Below are 17,184 nucleotides of genomic sequence, written 5' to 3' on the forward strand. Positions count from 1 at the left end.
TCTCCAAGGACCACAAGACCAACGACGACAACATCCGCGACCGCCTCGCGCGCCAGCGCAAGGGCGACCACGACGACGTCAAGGACGGCTCCGGCTCCGGTGCGGGGGGCAAGAACCCGGGCGGTGGAGGCGGCGGAACGCCCCCGGGCGGTGGAGGCGGCCACAACAACGGGGCCGGCGGGAACAATCCCGGCGGCAAACCGATCAGCCCCCAGCCGCCCTGGCACGGCCAGACCGGACAGGGCATGAAGAACCACCGCAGGGACGCGCTGGACGTCAGTCACCTCAGCGAGGACGAACAGCGCAGGGCACTCGTCGACGAGGCCGGGAAGCTCGCCGACGACGCCAAGAACCAGCCGCCCAGCAATCCGTACCCGGAGGGCAAGCACCGGCTGAAGACGGCGTGTGCCGGGACCCTGCTGCACGACGGCACCCTGACCGCGCATTCGAGCAGCTCCACCACCGGCGACTCCACGATGTCCACCCATCCGGCTCTCAAACAGATCCTGGACCGGGTGGAGGCGGACATGAAGGCGGCCGACCAGAATCCGGGCAACGGTCACGGAAAATGCGCGGAAGTCGCTCTCATATCCGACCGATTGCACCACATGGATCCGAACGGGACCGGCATCGTCACACCGGAGGACGTACGGAAAGCCATGGAAGGGTCCCGCGTCCATTCGGTTCAGATCGGCAACATGCGCCCCGGGGACGATCAGTTGCTGCACGGGGAGTACAAACCGCCCTGCCGGTCCTGTGAGAGAATGCTGCCCCTCGCCGGCGTCATTGCGCACCACTGAGAGAGAGCCTTCGAATGCCGAGAATGACAACGGAGGAAGTCGAGGCCGTCCTGACCGAGGCGGGCTGGACGCGGGGGCGTGACATCGGTGCGCAGCTGCCCGAGCTCCTGAGCTTCGTGACCGACCGTTTCGCCGAGGAAGGCCATCCGGTCGAACCGTTCCGGGCTGCCCAGGACTTCGTCCGGGAATTCGGTGGACTGCGCCTGGTGATTCCGGGAACGCCGCCGGACGCCGTCGGATTCACGCCGCACTGGATCTACGAGGAGAGCGGCGAGGACGTCGCCGAACTCGCCCGGAACGTGGGGAAGAAGCTTTTCCCCGTGGGCTACGAGACGTTCGACGGAGCGATGGTCCTCATCGACGAGACCGGACGCTTCTTCCTCATGCACCACACCGGTCCCTATTTCCTGGGAGCGAACACGTACGAGGCCATCAGCTGTCTGCTGCGCGGCCCCCAGCAGGAAGCGCGGGACTACTTTGTCTGACACCGTGCCGGGAACGGCCTCCTCCCTTCTCGTCCAGGGCACGATCACCAGCCAGACCAACCTGACCGGCGACGGCGAGCCCCAGCTCCACCCCGCCGTCCAGGAGTTCTTCGACGGGCTCGCACCGAGCCTGCGCGAGCCGTTCCTCGGATACTGCGCCGAATCCGCCCTCGTCTCGGACCGGTTGTACGCGGTCGACGCCCAGCGCGCGGACAGGGGGACCACGAGCCTCGCCGAGGCACCGTCGCACTTCGCGGGCGCGGCCCTCGTCTCCCGCAAGGTGCGCCCCCACGGAGACCCCGAGCACGGTACGCCCGCCGCCCTCTGCCGGTCCTGCGCGGCCCTGGCCGACGCGCTCGGCATCACCGTCCTCCAGGATTCCTGACGCGGGGGCCACGATGACGACCGAGCCCGCGACGACCGACCCCGTACGCGGGGGCGAGGACGGCACGTCCCTGACCCTGGCCGGCTGGCACCCCGGACGGGACGCCGGTGACGCCGCCATGATCGCCGTCCTCAGGACGGCGGGCCTGGGGCCCTGGTCCCTGTTTCCCGCCGCCGAGCGCGCCGTCCGGGAGTTCCACGGCCTCCGCCCGGCGCCGGCGGCCCACGGCGGCCGCGAGGTGGCGGCGACCGGCTGCGTCGTCGACCCGCAGGAGGCCCGGTACTCCGGCCCGCCCCTGCACCGGCTCGCCGAGACGCTCGGCACCCGGCTCTTCCCCCTCGGCCGCACCGACGCGGACGCGCCGATGGCCGTGGACGAGGAGGGACGACTGTTCTCCCTCGGCGCCGGAGGCGCCTGGCTCCACGGGCAGACCGTGAGGGACGGGCTCCTCGCGCTGACCGAAGGGCTGCGGCCCGTACGCCTCCGGGGACGGGAATGGCGGTGGCCGCTGCGGGCGGCGGCGGCCGACCTGGCCGCCGGCGTCAGGGCGGCGCTCGTCGCCGTCTACGTCCTGCATACCCACGGGGTGTTCGACGCCCGCGCCCTCCGCCTGCGGGCCACCACGCTCCGAGGGATCGGCGTGACCGTCCTGGACCGGGAGTTCCCCCTGCGCCCCGGGTCCCTGGAGGACAACGCACCGGCCCTGGTCGAGGCGATGGAGGCGGAACTGTCCGCCCTGGCGCAGACGGCCTCCTCCTGCGAGCTGTTCCTGTCCGTACCGGCTCCGCCCCCCACACCGGCGCCGCTGGCGGGCCTCGACTGCGGTGTCGTGCTCGGTGGTCCGGCCGGCTTCACCCTCACCCTGGCAGCGGGCCCGGGCGCCTCGATCGGCCGACCGTCGACCCTCGTGAACGCCTCCGTCGCCGCCTTCGACGCCTGGGCCGCCACTTCCTGAGAGGGACGGAGCCGCACGCTCCGGCCACCAGAGGGTGTCCGGAAAACAGCGCAGCCCGCCCGGACGCCGCGAGCCGGGCGGGCCTTTCCGGACACGCCCCAGGGCAGCGCCCCCGCCCGCCGGGCCCAGGGGAGCGCCCTCGCCCGCCGGGCCCAGGGGAGCGCCCTCGTCCTTCGGGCCCAGGGCAGCGCCCTCGTCCTTCGGGTCTAGGGCAGCGCGCCCGCCCGCCGGGCCGCCACCACCGCCTCCAGGCGGGTGTGCGCGCCCAGCTTGCGCATCGCCGAGCGCAGGTAGCCCTTCACCGTCTCCGGGCGCAGGCCCAGGCGCTCCGCCGCCGTCGCGTTCGTCGCGCCGGAGGCGACCGCCGCGAGGACGTCCGTCTCGCGGGGCGTGAGCGCCACACCCGGCACCGGCGCGGGGGAGGCGGCGGCCGTCTCCAGACGGCCGCACACCGCGAGGAGGCGCGCCCGCAGCTCCGGGTCCAGGACCTTCGGGGCGAGCTCGCGCAGCTCCCCGTACGCCTGGCGGACCTCCTCCCAGGACGGTCCGGGCGCCGGGGGCGCGAGCAGCTGCCGCACCTTGTCCCGTACCGCGAGGGCCTGCTCGACGTCACGGGCCGCCGCCATCGCCGTGTCGAAGACCCGCTCGCCGATCGGGAAGGACTCGCGCAGCGCCCCGTACAGCACGCCGCGCACCTTGCGCCGCACGACGACGGGGACGGCGATCACCGCGCGCAGCCCCTCCGCCGAGACCGGGACGTCGTACTCGTGCGTGATGTGTCGCGACGCCGGGTAGTCCGTGACCGCGCACGGGCGCGACAGCGCCAGGCACTTCCCGCCGAGCCCGGAGCCGGCCGAGATCGCCAGGCCGTGCAGCGCGGGCGTGACGGCTCCGCTCAGCTCGGCGATCCGCATCGTGCGGCCCTCCTGGAGCAGTCCGCCGAAGACGACGGGCAGCCCGCTGGCGCGCCTCAGCCGCAGCAGCGCCGTACGCAACTCCACCGCTTCCACCATCTCGGGCACGGAACCACTCCTTCACCCCCGAACGGGGGTAGTGAGACCTGGGTCACTGATTACACGATGTCCGGGACCGGTCCCGCAACGAGGAGGACACATGACGGCAGCGAGCGCGACCAGTGCGACGGAGGGGTTCCGGGCGGCCCGGGACTTCCTGCTCCGGCATCGCGACGACTACGAGACGGCCTACGAGGGCTTCGCCTGGCCCCGGCCCGACCGTTTCAACTGGGCGCTCGAGTGGTTCGACGTCATCGCCGAGGGGAACGACCGGACCGCCCTGCACATCGTCGAGGAGGACGGCTCCGAGACGAAGGTGTCCTTCGCGGAGATGTCCGCCCGCTCGAACCGGGTCGCGAACTGGCTGCGCGCCCAGGGCGTGCGCGCCGGCGACCGGATCATCGTGATGCTCGGCAACCAGGCCGAGCTGTGGGAGACCGTGCTCGCCGCGATGAAGCTGCGGGCCGTCCTCATCCCCGCCACCCCGCTCCTCGGCGCCGCCGACCTGCGCGACCGCGTCGACCGGGGCCGCGCCCGGCACGTGATCGTGCGGGCCGAGGACACGGCCAAGTTCGACGACGTGCCCGGCGACTACACCCGGATCGCGGTCGGCGGCGACGGCGTGAGCTGGCTCGGGTACGAGCACGCGGCCCACGAGTCCGCCGACTTCGAGCCGGACGGCGTCACCCTCGCGGACGACACGCTGATGCTGTACTTCACCTCCGGCACCACCGCCCGCCCCAAGCTCGTCGAGCACACCCACACCTCGTACCCGGTCGGGCACCTCTCGACCATGTACTGGATCGGCCTCAAGCCCGGCGACGTGCACCTCAACATCTCCTCGCCGGGCTGGGCCAAGCACGCCTGGTCCAACCTCTTCGCCCCGTGGAACGCCGAGGCGACGGTCTTCATCCACAACTACACGCGCTTCGACCCGGAGCGCCTGATGGGCGAGATGGAGCGCAACGGCGTCACCAGTTTCTGCGCGCCGCCGACGGTCTGGCGGATGCTCATCCAGGCCGACCTCGGGCGGCTGAAGACCCCGCCCCGCGAGGTCGTCGCCGCCGGCGAACCGCTCAACCCCGAGGTCATCGAGTCCGTCCGGCGCGCCTGGGGCGTCACCATCCGCGACGGCTTCGGCCAGACCGAGACCGCCGTCCAGGTCTCCAACAGTCCCGGCCAGCGTCTCAAGGAGGGCTCCATGGGGCGGCCGAGCCCCGGCTTCCGGGTCACCCTCGTCGATCCGGTGACCGGCCGCCCGGACGTCGAGGAGGGCGAGATCTGCCTCGACCTGTCGGCCCGCCCGGTGGGCCTGATGACCGGCTACCACGGGGACCCGGAGCGTACGGCCCAGGCGATGGCCGACGGCTACTACCGCACCGGCGACATCGGCTCCCGCGACGAGGACGGCTACGTCTTCTACGTCGGCCGGTCGGACGACGTCTTCAAGGCCTCCGACTACAAGATCAGCCCCTTCGAGCTGGAGAGCGCGCTCCTGGAGCACGAGGCCGTCGCGGAGGCCGCCGTCGTCCCCGCCCCCGACCCGGTGCGGCTCGCCGTGCCGAAGGCGTACGTCGTCCTCGCCGCCGGCTGGGAGCCGGACGAGGAGACGGCGAAGGCGCTCTTCGCCCACTCGCGCGCGGTCCTCGCCCCGTACAAGCGGGTCCGGCGCATCGAGTTCGCCGACCTGCCCAAGACCGTCTCCGGCAAGATCCGGCGCGTGGAACTGCGCCGGCTCACCGCCGAGGGCGGCGGCAAGGAGTACCTGGAAGGGGACCTCGGATGACCGGCGGGCCGCAGGGCGCCACGAGCCCCACGGAACTCTCCTACGCGCACGGCGTGTCGACCACCGCGCTCCTCGGCGACACGATCGGCGCCAACCTCGACCGGGCCGTCGCCGCCTGGCCCGACCGGGAGGCCCTCGTCGACGTGCCCACCGGACGCCGCTGGACGTACGCGCGGTTCGGCGCCGACGTCGACCGGCTGGCCGGTTCGCTGCTCGGCAGCGGGGTCCGCAAGGGCGACCGGGTCGGCATCTGGGCGGTGAACTGCGCCGAGTGGGTCCTCGTCCAGTACGCCACCGCCCGTATCGGCGCCGTCATGGTCAACATCAACCCCGCCTACCGCGCCCACGAGCTGGCGTACGTCCTGAAGCAGGCCGGGATCTCCCTCCTCTTCGCCACACTCGCCCACAAGACGAGCGACTACCGGGCCATGGTCGAGCAAGTCCGCGGCGACTGCCCGGAGTTGCGCGAGGCCGTCTACTTCGGCGACCCGAGCTGGGACACCCTGCTCGCCCGCACGCCCGGGGAGCTGCGCCCCGAACCGCTCTCCTGCGACGATCCCGTCAACATCCAGTACACCTCGGGGACGACGGGCTTCCCGAAGGGCGCCACGCTCTCCCACCACAACATCCTCAACAACGGCTACTTCGTGGGCGAGATGATCGCCTACAGCGAGCAGGACCGCGTCTGCGTCCCGGTGCCCTTCTACCACTGCTTCGGCATGGTGATGGGAAACCTCGCGGCCACCTCGCACGGCGCCTGCATCGTGATCCCCGCCGCCTCCTTCGACCCGGCCGCCACCCTGCGGGCGGTGCAGGAGGAGCGCTGCACCTCGCTGTACGGCGTGCCGACGATGTTCATCGCGGAGCTCAACCTGCCGGACTTCGCGACCTACGACCTCGCGTCGCTCCGGACCGGGATCATGGCCGGTTCGCCGTGCCCGGTGGAGGTGATGAAGCGGGTCGTCGCCGAGATGAACATGACGGAGGTGTCCATCTGTTACGGCATGACCGAGACCTCGCCCGTCTCCACGCAGACCCGCCGCGACGACGACCTGGAACGCCGTACCGGCACCGTCGGCCGGGTCATGCCCCACGTCGAGGTGAAGGTCGTCGACCCGGCCACCGGCCTGACCGTGCCGCGCGGGACGGCCGGGGAGCTGTGCACCCGCGGCTACGGCGTGATGCTCGGTTACCGGGACGAGCCCGCGAAGACCGCGGAGGCGATCGACGCCGGCCGCTGGATGCACACCGGCGACCTGGCCGTGATGCGGGACGACGGCTACGTGCAGATCGTCGGCCGCATCAAGGACATGATCATCCGGGGCGGCGAGAACGTGTACCCGCGCGAGATCGAGGAGTTCCTGTACGGGCACGCCAAGATCGCCGACGTCCAGGTCGTCGGCGTCCCCGACGAGCGCTACGGCGAGGAGATCCTGGCCTGCGTCATCCCCCGCGACCCCGCCGACCCGCCGACCCTGGAGGACGTCACGGCCTTCTGCCGGGACCGCCTCGCCCACTACAAGATCCCGCGCAGGGTCGAGATCCTCACCGAGTTCCCGATGACGGTCAGCGGCAAGGTGCGCAAGGTGGAGCTGAGGCAGCGGTACGGCTCCGCCTGAGACCGGCCGTCCGCCGTCAGCCGACCTCCCGGCGCATGCAGACCCGGGGCCAGGCGGACAGGCCGTGGGCCGCCTCGGCGCGGCTGATGGCGAGCAGGCCCTCCGTGAGCGCCGGGTCGGACTCGGCCAGCGGCCGGAAGCCGAGCCGCGCGTAGTACGGAGCGTTCCACGGGACCTCGGTGAACGTCGTCAGGGTCAGGGCCGTCAGGCCCTGCTCCCCGGCGGCCGCCGCCAGGTGCTCGATCAGCGCCCGGCCGACGCCCCGGCGGGCGGCGTCCGGGTGCACCGACACCTGCTCGATGTGGGCCGAGCCGTCGACGGTGTCGGTGAGCAGGTACGCGACCGGGCGGTCGGCGGCGTCCACCGCGACCCAGGCCCGGCCCCCGCGGCGGTACGTCTCCAGGACGTCCAGGGGCAGGGGGTCGTCGTCGGCGATCGCCGCCATGCCGAGGGAACGGAACGGCTCGCCCGCCGCCCGTTCGATGTCCTGGAGCAGCGGGAGTTCGGCCGGAGCGGCCGCTCTGATGCGCATAGGACAGTATGGCGCGGCGTCACGAAGGAGGCCCGCCCTCACCGGGATCGCGCTCCCGACGCGGCTTGTTCCCGCTTCCGCCGTCGGCCGGCTCCGGGCTCGTGCCCTGGTTCAAGGGCCGGCCCGTCGGGCCCGCGTGCGGGGTCCGGTCGGGCGGGTCCGCGCGCGGGATCCGGTCCGGGGTCCGGTCGGTCGGCCTCGCGTGCGGGGTCTGGTTCGAGGGCTCGGCGGCTTGGTTGTCGTACGGGGTCCGGTCCGGGCGCTCTTCGGCCTGGAGCGCGTAGGGGTCGGCGGCCGGGCGTTCGTCGGCGGGGTGGTCCAGGAGGCCGCCCTCGCGGGAGAAGCGGGGCAGGAACAGCGCGAGCGCCGGATCGCCGTACAGGGCGACGTACAGCTGGACGAGGCGCCCGTCGGTGACCTCGCTCCGGCGGGCCGGCAGCGGGTACCGCTCGCGCAGGCCGTCGAGCAGCCGCCCCGCCGCCCGGGTGGTGGGCGGCAGCCGCAGCAGCCCCGCCGCCGCGAGGACCGCGGGCACCCCGGCCGCGACCGCCGCCGCGATGTCGGCACCGGAGGACCCCGCCGCGACCAGCCCCGCCGCCGCGCCCGCCACCACCGTCAGCGGTACGCACCCCAGCAGCACCCGGGCCGCCCACAGCCGGGCGAGCGGCCGGAGCAGCCCCGACCCGCGGAGCTGGGCGCGCAGGGCGTCCACGCCCCGCCGCGTCTCGGGACGCGCGACGAGGGCCCGCAGGGCGAACGCCCGGTGCAGCGCCCCGTGCACGGCGAGCTGCACGGGGTCGCTGGTCCGGCCGGGGCCGCCGTTGGCCCGAATCGTATGTTTGCGGCCCGCCGCGACCGCCCCCCGCTGGTGCAGCGCCACGAGCGCGACGGTCACCGCCGCCCGCCGACCGCCCCGCAGCAGCGCGAGCGCCTGCGGCGGCGGCACCTCGTCCCCGTCCGCCGCCCCGCTTTCCCGGCTGCGGGTTCGCAACAGCGCGGCGGCGAGCAGGAGTTCCCCCCACGCGGCACCGATGAACCACCACATCCCCGTCGTCATGACACCCACCCCCAGAGGGAGTTGTGCCCGGCGGAACATGATCGTCACGCGTGAATGGCCGGTTTCGGATGCCGAGGTGTCGTGTGTGCGGCGCCGGCGCGGGTGCGCGGCGGCGCGGCTCCCGGCCTCAGGCTCCGCCCGCCGCCAGTTCGTCGGCCGCGTGGTTCACCGGTTGCGGGGTCCCGGTCAGATCGAGGACGAACAGGGGGAGACCCACCTCGGCGGCGCGCGAGCGGGCCTCCGGGGTGTAGCCGGCGAGCGAGAAGAACACGCTCACCGCCGAGGCGCTCAGCCCGTTGAGCCAGAGGCACTCGACCGCCCGCAGCCCGGTCTGCCGGGTGCTCGGGTCGACCTGGGCGACGAGCCCCGGCGCCCGCAGGTCCACCCCGGAGGCCGGGCGCTCCTCGGGCTGCACGACGTCGCGGAAGCCCAGCCACCGCAGGTACCCGGCCGCGGCGGCGACCGCGTCCCGCGCGGTCCGGATCGTCACCGGCCGGAACGCGCCCCGCACGGGGGCCGGGCGCGGTGCCGTGGGCGGCAGCGGAATGTGCGCGGGATACCGCTCGGCGAACGAGCGGTGCGCACCGACCCGGGGCGGCACCCCCGCCGCGCTCTGCGGTGGCACCCCGGCCGCGCTCTGCGTCGCCGCGCCCGGCCCGGCCGCCGCGATCCCCGTCTCCGACTCGTCCGTACCGCCGCCGCCCCGTGCGCCGGGACCTCTGCCGAACCACTCGGAGCCGGGCTCGGCCGGCCGCGACCGCGCCGAGGCGGAGGGGTCGGGGCCCGCGCCGCTGCCGTCGGCGCCGAGCCCGAACCCGCCGGGTCCCGTTCCGCCGGACCCCGTCGTCCCGCCTTCGCTCCCGCGGCCGTGCGCCGGTTCCGGCAAGGACTCGACGTGCCCGCCGCCGCTCGCGGGGGCCTCGACGCCGGGGGCTCCCGGTGCCGCGCCGCCGTCCCGCGGGGCGGTTTCCCGGGCCGTGGGGGAGGGCCCGGCGCCGTCCGCGGTGCCGGCGTGCCCTGCCCCGCGGCCCGGGGAGGCATCGGGCGCGGACGCGGTTTCCGGCGCGGAGTCGGGGGCCGGTGGCGGGGCGGGCTCGGTCACCGGGCGGACCGGGACGCGGAGGACCGTGCCGCAGGAGCAGCCGAGCTCGGGGTGGGGCCAGTCGTCCTCGCGGCCGCAGGAGCCGCAGCGGACGGTGACCCATTCGTCCGTCCAGTTCCGGTGCGTGATCGGCTCCGCCGTGGCGCCGGCCGTCACCGGCGGTGCCACGGGGCTGCCGCACGCACAGGGGAAGACCGGCGCCGCGTACGCCTGCGTGCGCAGGCACTCCGGGCAGCGCACCGGTACGGAATCGCCCACAACCCAACCCCCTGTCGTTCCGCCCCATCGTCCACCCTTCCGCCACCCGGAGGGAGGGTGTTCGGCCACTTCCGTGATCCCGCCGACCGGACTTCTCTTGACGGCCCTCCGGGGGCCCACCTACATTGCTTCCGTATAGCAGAACAGTATTTCCGCATTACGGAAACAGGCCGCGATGAGCTTCCGAGTCACACCGCGTGCCCGTCTCCGACCGGCCGAAGCAGGAGCACTCCCATGCCTCGTATGACCGCCGCCGCAGCGGCCGTTGAGATCCTCAAGCGCGAAGGCGTCACCCAGGCGTTCGGCGTCCCCGGCGCGGCGATCAACCCCTTCTACCGCGAGCTCAAGAACGTGGGCGGGGTCGGTCACACGCTCGCCCGCCACGTCGAGGGCGCGTCCCACATGGCCGAGGGCTACACCCGCGCCAAGGCCGGCAACATCGGCGTCTGCATCGGCACCTCCGGCCCCGCCGGCACCGACATGATCACCGGCCTGTACTCGGCGATCGCGGACTCCATCCCGATCCTCTGCATCACCGGCCAGGCCCCGGTCTCGAAGCTCCACAAGGAGGACTTCCAGGCCGTCGACATCGCCACGATCGCCAAGCCGGTCACCAAGGCCGCCACGACCGTCCTGGAGGCCGCGCAGGTCCCCGGCGTCTTCCAGCAGGCCTTCCACCTGATGCGCTCCGGCCGTCCCGGCCCGGTCCTCATCGACCTGCCGATCGACGTCCAGCTGACCGAGATCGAGTTCGACCCGGAGACCTACGAGCCGCTGCCGGTCTACAAGCCGCGGGCCACCCGCGCGCAGGCCGCCAAGGCGCTCAGCTTCCTCCTGGAGTCCGAGCGCCCGCTGATCGTCGCCGGCGGCGGCATCGTCAACGCCGACGCCACCGACCTGCTCGTCGAGTTCGCCGAGCTCACCGGCATCCCGGTCATCTCCACCCTGATGGGCTGGGGCACCATCCCGGACGACCACGAGCTCGCCGCCGGCATGGTCGGCGTCCAGACCGCGCACCGCTACGGCAACGCGACCTTCCTGGAGTCGGACTTCGTCCTCGGCATCGGCAACCGCTGGGCCAACCGCCACACGGGCTACAACCTGGAGGCGTACACCAAGGGCCGGAAGTTCGTCCACGTCGACATCGAGCCCACCCAGCTCGGCAAGATCTTCGCCCCCGACTACGGCATCGCCTCCGACGCCAAGGCCGCGCTGGAGCTCTTCATCGAGATCGCCAAGGAGCTGAAGGCCGAGGGCAAGCTCCCCGACTTCTCCGCCTGGGCCGCCTCCGCGCAGGAGCGCAAGGCCACCCTCCAGCGCCGCACGCACTTCGAGAACATCCCGATGAAGCCGCAGCGCGTCTACGAGGAGATGAACAGGGCGTTCGGCCCGGAGACCCGGTACGTCACCACCATCGGCCTCTCCCAGATCGCCGCCGCGCAGTTCCTGCACGTCTACAAGCCGCGCCACTGGATCAACTGCGGCCAGGCCGGCCCGCTCGGCTGGACCATCCCGGCCGCCATCGGCGCCGCCACCGCCGACCCGGAGACCCCGGTCGTCGCGCTCTCCGGCGACTACGACTTCCAGTTCATGATCGAGGAGCTGGCGGTCGCCGCCCAGCACAAGGTCCCCTACGTCCACGTCCTCGTGAACAACGCCTACCTCGGCCTGATCCGTCAGGCGCAGGGCGGCCTCGGCATCAACTTCGAGGTCAACCTCGAGTTCGAGAACATCAACACCCCCGAGATCGGCGTCTACGGCGTCGACCACGTCAAGGTCGCCGAGGGCCTGGGGGTCAAGGCCATCCGCGTCACCGACCCGGACAAGCTGGGCGAGGCGCTGGAGGAGGCCAAGAAGCTGGCCGTCGAGCACCAGGTCCCGGTCGTCGTCGAGGCCATCCTGGAGCGCATCACCAACATCGCGATGAGCAAGACGGTCGACATGAGCGACGTCACCGAGTTCGAGGAGCTCGCGACCGAGCCCGGCCACGCCCCGACCGCGATCAAGGCCCTCCAGGTCTGATCCCCGGAGCCGTGACCCGGCCCCCGCCCCGAGGAGCACCGGGGCGGGGGCCGTCCCGCGTTCAGCCTCCCGCGACCGGGCCCGGACCGGCCGCCCGGCCCGGCCCCCGAGGCCGAGCCGGGCCCCTCCTCCCGCCCGCCGCCCGTACGAGCACCGCGCCCGCCTCCGTCCACTCGTACAGCACCGACCTGCCCGCCCGTCCCCGCCGTACGAGCCCGGCCTCCCGCAGGACCTTCAGATGCCGGCCCACCGAACCGAGGCCCTGCCCGGTCAGCGCGACCAACTGACTGGTGGACTTCGGCTCCTGGAGGCGTACGAGGACCCCGGCCCGGGCCGTTCCGAGCAGCGCGCCGAGCGCTTCCGGGGCCACGGGACCCGCGCCGTCCGCGAGGACGCCCGCGCACGCGTACACGACCGCGAACCGCTCCGTGCCCTCCCAGGACACCCAGCCCGTGCTCGGGGTGACCGGCACGAAGAGCAGCCGGCCCCCGTCGACCGAACGCGGGGGATACGCCCGGGCGTTGACCTGGAGGCGCCCGTCGCCGAGCCAGCGCAGCCTCCCCGGGCTGAGTTCGTCGAGGGCCGCCGCCCAGCCGCCCCGGCCCAACCGGGCGGTCCGCGCCACCACATCGGCCTCGATGATCATCCGGCGGCGCGGCCAGTCGGGCAGGACCGTCTCCCGCCACACCCAGGTCAGGACCTCCGCCATCCGCCGCGGCAGGTCTCCCGCCGACCTCAGCGGCTCCGGTACGAGGCCGCCCACCGCGACCTCCAACTGGGGCACGGCGTCGCCCGGTTCGGCGTCGCGGACCGCCGCGACCTCCTCCTCGAAGGACCGCTCGCGCTCACCCGTGGGCGTCGGCGTCAGGAAGTCGGCGTTCCAGGTGGGCCCGAGGGCGGCCCGCACCAGGAGCGCGTCCAGGGGCTCGGCGGCGAGGCGCTCCCGGTACGCCGGCAGGTGCGCCGCCAGCCAGGCCCGCTCGCCCGGGTGGGCGCCCGCGGCCGCGTCCAGCGTCTTGAGCGCCGCCACCGCCTCGGCGAGCGGAGAGACGACGAACCTGCTCCCCGCCAGGGAATCCGTGCCTATCTGCCACCAGCCCACGCCGCCGCCCCGCCCTCCGCCTCCGCACCCACCCGACGTTTCGCCCCTCCGCGAAACGATATCGACGCGGCGGGCCCACCCCGAGACTGCCCGCATGCCCCGCTACCGCACCCTCTTCCGCACCCCCGAATTCACCCCGCTCTTCCTCGCCGGCGCGGCGCAGACGGCCGCGCAGACCGTCGCGGGACTCGGGCTCGCCACGCTCGTCTTCCGTGCGACCGGCTCGCCGTTGCTGTCCGCCCTCGCGCTCTTCGGGCCCTCGCTCGCCCAGCTCGTCGGCGCGACCACCCTGCTCTCCGCCGCCGACCGGCTGCCGCCACGCGCCGCGCTCTCCGGCGTCGCCCTGTTCTTCGCCCTGGCCACGGGCGTCCTGGCGATCCCCGGGCTGCCCGCGTGGGCGGTCTGCGCGGTCCTGCTCGCCGAGGGTCTCGCGGCGTCGCTGGGCGGAGGCGTGCGCCACGGGCTCCTGACCGAGATCCTCCCGCGCGAGGAGTACCTGCTCGGGCGGTCGGTGACGAACATGGCCGCCGGCGTCTGCCAGATCGGCGGCTTCGCCGCCGGCGGCCTCCTCGTCGCCCTGCTCTCGCCGCGCGGCGCGGTCCTCGCCGGCGCGGGGACGTACCTCGCGGCCGCCGTCGTCGCCCGCCTCGGCCTCGGGGCACGCCCGCCCCGGGCGGACGGCCGGGCCTCGGTCGCCGAGACCCGGCGGAGCAACGCGCTGCTGTGGTCCTCACCCGCCCGCCGCCGGACCTACCTCGCCCTCTGGGTGCCGAACGGGCTGGTCGTCGGCTGCGAGTCGCTGTTCGTGCCGTACGCCCCCGAGCGCGCCGGACTGCTCTTCGCGTGCGGCGCGCTCGGGATGCTGGCCGGGGACACCGCCGTCGGCCGCTTCGTACCGGCGCGGCTGCGGGCCCGGATCCGCTTCCCGCTCCAGGCGCTGCTCGCCGCCCCGTTCCTGCTCTTCGCCCTCGATCCGGGGCCGCCGCTCGCGGTCGCCGCCGTGACCGTGTCGGCGGTCGGTTACGGGGCGAGCCTGCTGCACCAGGAACGGCTGATGGAGCTGGTGCCCGAGGAGCTGAGCGGTCACGCCCTCGGGCTGCACAGCTCGGGGATGCTCGCCCTCCAGGGGGTGAGCGCCGCGCTGGCCGGCACCCTGGCCCAGTGCACGTCACCGCGCACGGCGATGGTGGTCCTCGCCGCCGCCTCGCTCGCCGTGACGTCCGGCCTGGCCCGGGCCGAGCGCGGGGCGGGGGCTACCGGGGCGCCGTCGAGCGCAGCACGACCGTCTCCTCGCAGGGGCCGTCGGCGAACAGCTTGAGCGCCTCCACCTCGTCCTTGTCGGCGGACAGGCCCCAGCGCAGTTTGGTGGCCACCCACTCGCCGACGTAACGGCAGTACCGTCCGGAGTCCGACGGCACCCACTCGGCCGGGTCGCGGCCCGCCTTGTCCCGCCGGCTGCGGGCCGTGACGGCGACGAGGGTCGCGGCCGCGCCCTGGTCGTTGGCGTACTGCTCGCGCCGCGCCGCGGTCCATCCGGACGCCCCCGACTCCCAGGCCTCCCGCAGCGGGACGAGGTGGTCGACGCGGAGCGCGGCCGGGTCGGTGACGTTCTGGCCGTCGTAGTACGAGGTCCAGCGGCCGCCGGTGAGGGCGCAGTCCGCCCCTGCCCGCGGCGCGTCGACGGCTTCCGCGAGCAGCACCTCGGAGCGGGTGTCGCAGTCGTCCGCGGGGTCCAGGCCCTCGTTCCAGTGGCGGAACGCGGACTCCTTGTACCCGTCCGGGTCCTCGGACGCCTCGCTGAGCGCGGCGAGCGCGTCGGGCAGCAGGACCACGTTCGCGGAGAGGGCGGGGGAGGGGGCGGCCAGGGGGGAAAGGATCAGCGCGAGCGGGGCGAGGCCCCGCACCAGATTCTTGATCATGCACGAGTGGATAACCCCGGCACCGGGGCGCCGCGGACCCGGCTCGCGGTGCGCTCGTCCGAGCGGGTGCGGATCTTCACCGCAGAAACGATGCGCTGCGGCGCCGCGGACGCGGCGGAGCGCGGAACCAGGGACCGTGGAACGGAGAAGAGCGCGGAACCAGGGACCGTAAAACGGAGAAGAGCGCGGAACCAGGGACCGTAAACCTGGTTCCGCGCTCTCCGCCTGGTGACCGCCCGACGGCACGAGGCTGGCGCGACAGGACGTTCGCGCCGCCGGGCGGTGGCTTGGGATGCACCTGCTGTGGGGTGCACCTGTCGTGGGGTGCGCCCGGCCCCCGAGGGGGCGGGGTGGGGCGTTGGGACCGCGGCGGTGCCGACGGGCGCGCCGGCCGGTCCCTTCTTTCAGGTCAAGAAGGGGGCCTGGCGCCCTTACCACCGCACTGGCTCGACGCCGCCGCGGTCCTCACGCTTGTCCGGTCCGCCGGCCACCCCTCATCCGGGCCGGCGATCCGGACCGCGTACGGCACTGACCTCCCGTCAGGTGCCGTACGCAGTATGGGTGTTCTTCGGGATCAGTCCTCGCGCAGGGCGCGGACGGCCTCGGCCACGCGCTTGCCGTAGTCCGCGTCGGCGGCGGCGAAGTGCGCGAGGTTCTTCTCGATGACGTCCTCGCGGGACACCTGGGACAGACCGCCGGCGATGTTGGCGACCAGACGGCCCTTCTCGTCCTCGGACATCAGGCGGTACAGCTCGCCGGCCTGGAAGAAGTCGTCGTCCTTGACGTGGGCGGGCGCCTCGTGGGTGCCGGTCCAGCCGTGGATCGCGAGCGGCGCGGAGAGCGCGGCGTCGGTCTGGGCCGGGCCCTGGTACGAGTTGGGCTCGTAGTTCTTGTCGTGGCGCGAACCGTTGCGGGTGGCCATGAAGCCGTCCCGGCCGTAGTTCTGGGCGGTGGTCGCCTTGGGGGCGTTCACCGGCAGCAGGGTGTGGTTCACGCCGAGACGGTAGCGGTGGGCGTCCGCGTAGGCGAAGAGGCGGCCCTGGAGCATCTTGTCCGGCGAGGGGCCGATGCCCGGGACGAAGTTGTTCGGGGAGAACGCGGCCTGCTCGACCTCGGCGAAGACGTTCTCCGGGTTGCGGTCGAGGACCAGGCGGCCCACCCGCTGGAGCGGGTAGTCGCCGTGCGGCCACACCTTGGTGAGGTCGAAGGGGTTGAAGCGGTACTCCGCGGCCTCGGCGGCCGGCATGACCTGGACGTACAGGGTCCACGAGGGGTTCACACCGCGCTCGATGGCCTGGAGCAGGTCGGTCTGGTGCGAGTTCGCGTCCTTGCCGACGAGCTCGGCGGCCTGGTCGGCGGAGAGGCTGCGGATGCCCTGGTTCGTCTTGAAGTGGTACTTGACGAAGAAGGCCTCGCCCGCCTCGTTGGTCCACTGGTAGGTGTGGGAGCCGTAGCCGTTCATGTGGCGGTAGGAGGCCGGGATGCCGCGGTCGCCCATGAGCCAGGTGATCTGGTGGGTCGCCTCGGGGGAGTGCGCCCAGAAGTCCCAGACGTTGTCCGGCTCCTGCTTGCCCGTGAAGGGGTCGCGCTTCTGGGAGTGGATGAAGTCGGGGAACTTGATCGGGTCCTTGATGAAGAACACCGGGGTGTTGTTGCCGACGAGGTCGTAGTTGCCCTCTTCGGTGTAGAACTTCAGCGCGAAGCCGCGGGGGTCGCGGACCGCGTCGGCGCCGCCGAGCGAGTCGGCCACGGTGGAGAAGCGGATGAACGTCTCGGTCTTCTTGCCGACCTCGGAGAGGAACGCGGCCTTCGTGAAGCCGGTGACGTCGTCGGTCACCTCGAAGAAGCCGTACGCGCCGGAGCCGCGGGCGTGCACCACGCGCTCCGGGATCCGCTCACGGTTGAAGCGCGCGAGCTTCTCCAGCAGGTGCTGGTCCTGCAGGAGGATCGGGCCACCGACGCCGGCGGTGGCGGAGTTCTGGTTGTCGGCGACGGGGGCGCCGGACTCGGTCGTAAGCACGCGCTTCGACATCGTGACCTTCCGTACGGGAGCTCTGCTGACGGTTCGAGGAGCGTAGGTTCGGCTCGAACGCAACGTCAACAGTTTGTTGAAAAGGAGGTGTGGTGTTCCGGTCGGCGGCGACGCCTT

Annotated in this window: 14 protein-coding genes and 1 pseudogene; 8 read left to right on the forward strand and 7 right to left on the reverse strand. The window is 73.3% G+C overall.

From position 1 onward, the window contains the following. The 4 genes from AC067A_RS35910 to AC067A_RS35925 all read left to right on the forward strand — a co-directional run. Positions 1 to 800: YwqJ-related putative deaminase (locus AC067A_RS35910; RefSeq protein ID WP_479247593.1), on the forward strand; the 800-nt coding region annotated here is incomplete at its 5' end. Between the two features lie 23 nt (positions 801 to 823). Continuing rightward, positions 824 to 1,285, forward strand: coding sequence for an SUKH-3 domain-containing protein (locus tag AC067A_RS35915; RefSeq protein ID WP_479247595.1), 462 nt, complete (start codon positions 824 to 826; stop codon positions 1,283 to 1,285). Further along, a complete protein-coding gene (locus AC067A_RS35920; RefSeq protein WP_479247596.1) occupies positions 1,278 to 1,670 on the forward strand; it encodes a YwqJ-related putative deaminase in 393 nt (130 codons plus the stop codon). The genes AC067A_RS35915 and AC067A_RS35920 overlap by 8 nt, the downstream gene beginning before the upstream one ends. Before the next feature lie 13 nt (positions 1,671 to 1,683). After that, complete coding sequence (locus AC067A_RS35925; protein ID WP_479247597.1) at positions 1,684 to 2,625, forward strand: SUKH-3 domain-containing protein; 942 nt, start codon at positions 1,684 to 1,686, stop codon at positions 2,623 to 2,625. Between the two features lie 206 nt (positions 2,626 to 2,831). On the opposite strand, the gene AC067A_RS35930 is transcribed toward AC067A_RS35925, so the two are convergent. After that, on the reverse strand, positions 2,832 to 3,647 hold the full coding sequence (locus AC067A_RS35930; RefSeq protein ID WP_479247598.1) for a helix-turn-helix transcriptional regulator: 816 nt from the start codon (positions 3,645 to 3,647) through the stop codon (positions 2,832 to 2,834). 91 nt (positions 3,648 to 3,738) lie between these two features. Here AC067A_RS35930 and AC067A_RS35935 point away from each other — a divergent pair, with 91 nt between their 5' ends. Both AC067A_RS35935 and AC067A_RS35940 read left to right on the forward strand, forming a co-directional pair. Further along, positions 3,739 to 5,424, forward strand: coding sequence for an AMP-binding protein (locus AC067A_RS35935; RefSeq protein ID WP_479247599.1), 1,686 nt, complete (start codon positions 3,739 to 3,741; stop codon positions 5,422 to 5,424). Continuing rightward, positions 5,421 to 7,043: an AMP-binding protein gene (locus AC067A_RS35940; protein WP_479247600.1), complete on the forward strand. Its 1,623-nt coding sequence runs from the start codon at positions 5,421 to 5,423 to the stop codon at positions 7,041 to 7,043. The genes AC067A_RS35935 and AC067A_RS35940 overlap by 4 nt, the downstream gene beginning before the upstream one ends. A 16-nt stretch (positions 7,044 to 7,059) precedes the next feature. On the opposite strand, the gene AC067A_RS35945 is transcribed toward AC067A_RS35940, so the two are convergent. The 3 genes and pseudogenes from AC067A_RS35945 to AC067A_RS35955 all read right to left on the reverse strand — a co-directional run. Then, positions 7,060 to 7,575 carry a GNAT family N-acetyltransferase gene (locus tag AC067A_RS35945; protein WP_479247601.1) on the reverse strand — a complete coding sequence of 172 codons (516 nt, stop codon included), beginning with the start codon at positions 7,573 to 7,575 and terminating at the stop codon, positions 7,060 to 7,062. Positions 7,576 to 7,594: 19 nt separating this feature from the next. Continuing rightward, positions 7,595 to 8,632 carry a TIGR04222 domain-containing membrane protein gene (locus tag AC067A_RS35950; protein WP_479247604.1) on the reverse strand — a complete coding sequence of 346 codons (1,038 nt, stop codon included), beginning with the start codon at positions 8,630 to 8,632 and terminating at the stop codon, positions 7,595 to 7,597. A 127-nt stretch (positions 8,633 to 8,759) separates the two neighbouring features. Continuing rightward, positions 8,760 to 9,233 (reverse strand): annotated as a pseudogene (locus AC067A_RS35955) (hypothetical protein); the annotation flags it as partial. A gap of 1,002 nt (positions 9,234 to 10,235) precedes the next feature. Between AC067A_RS35955 and gcl the strand changes: the two are divergent. Beyond that, positions 10,236 to 12,014: a glyoxylate carboligase gene (gene gcl, locus AC067A_RS35960; protein ID WP_479247650.1), complete on the forward strand. Its 1,779-nt coding sequence runs from the start codon at positions 10,236 to 10,238 to the stop codon at positions 12,012 to 12,014. A 61-nt stretch (positions 12,015 to 12,075) separates the two neighbouring features. Here gcl and AC067A_RS35965 read toward each other — a convergent pair whose 3' ends face one another. Next, complete coding sequence (locus AC067A_RS35965) at positions 12,076 to 13,116, reverse strand: ArsR/SmtB family transcription factor (RefSeq protein ID WP_479247605.1); 1,041 nt, start codon at positions 13,114 to 13,116, stop codon at positions 12,076 to 12,078. Positions 13,117 to 13,210: 94 nt separating this feature from the next. On the opposite strand from AC067A_RS35965, the gene AC067A_RS35970 reads away from it, so the two are divergent. Beyond that, positions 13,211 to 14,434 (forward strand): MFS transporter, encoded by a 1,224-nt coding sequence (locus AC067A_RS35970; RefSeq protein ID WP_479247607.1) that lies wholly within the window; start codon positions 13,211 to 13,213, stop codon positions 14,432 to 14,434. On the opposite strand, the gene AC067A_RS35975 is transcribed toward AC067A_RS35970, so the two are convergent. Next, a complete protein-coding gene (locus AC067A_RS35975; RefSeq protein WP_479247609.1) occupies positions 14,370 to 15,035 on the reverse strand; it encodes an HNH endonuclease in 666 nt (221 codons plus the stop codon). The genes AC067A_RS35970 and AC067A_RS35975 overlap by 65 nt on opposite strands. A 574-nt stretch (positions 15,036 to 15,609) precedes the next feature. After that, entirely contained in the window at positions 15,610 to 17,067 is a 1,458-nt protein-coding gene (locus AC067A_RS35980; RefSeq protein WP_479247611.1) for a catalase, read from the reverse strand. Between the last annotated feature and the right edge of the window lie 117 nt (positions 17,068 to 17,184).

This window comes from Streptomyces sp. NPDC043176 (assembly GCF_056436715.1).

Coding starts and splice junctions, on each gene's coding strand:
- AC067A_RS35945 (WP_479247601.1), bottom strand. CDS start 7,575: ATGCGCATCAGAGCGGCCGCTCCGGCCGAACTCCCGCTGCTCCAGGAC.
- AC067A_RS35940 (WP_479247600.1), top strand. CDS start 5,421: ATGACCGGCGGGCCGCAGGGCGCCACGAGCCCCACGGAACTCTCCTAC.
- AC067A_RS35975 (WP_479247609.1), bottom strand. CDS start 15,035: ATGATCAAGAATCTGGTGCGGGGCCTCGCCCCGCTCGCGCTGATCCTT.
- AC067A_RS35935 (WP_479247599.1), top strand. CDS start 3,739: ATGACGGCAGCGAGCGCGACCAGTGCGACGGAGGGGTTCCGGGCGGCC.
- AC067A_RS35980 (WP_479247611.1), bottom strand. CDS start 17,067: ATGTCGAAGCGCGTGCTTACGACCGAGTCCGGCGCCCCCGTCGCCGAC.
- AC067A_RS35915 (WP_479247595.1), top strand. CDS start 824: ATGACAACGGAGGAAGTCGAGGCCGTCCTGACCGAGGCGGGCTGGACG.
- AC067A_RS35950 (WP_479247604.1), bottom strand. CDS start 8,632: ATGACGACGGGGATGTGGTGGTTCATCGGTGCCGCGTGGGGGGAACTC.
- AC067A_RS35925 (WP_479247597.1), top strand. CDS start 1,684: ATGACGACCGAGCCCGCGACGACCGACCCCGTACGCGGGGGCGAGGAC.
- gcl (WP_479247650.1), top strand. CDS start 10,236: ATGACCGCCGCCGCAGCGGCCGTTGAGATCCTCAAGCGCGAAGGCGTC.
- AC067A_RS35970 (WP_479247607.1), top strand. CDS start 13,211: ATGCCCCGCTACCGCACCCTCTTCCGCACCCCCGAATTCACCCCGCTC.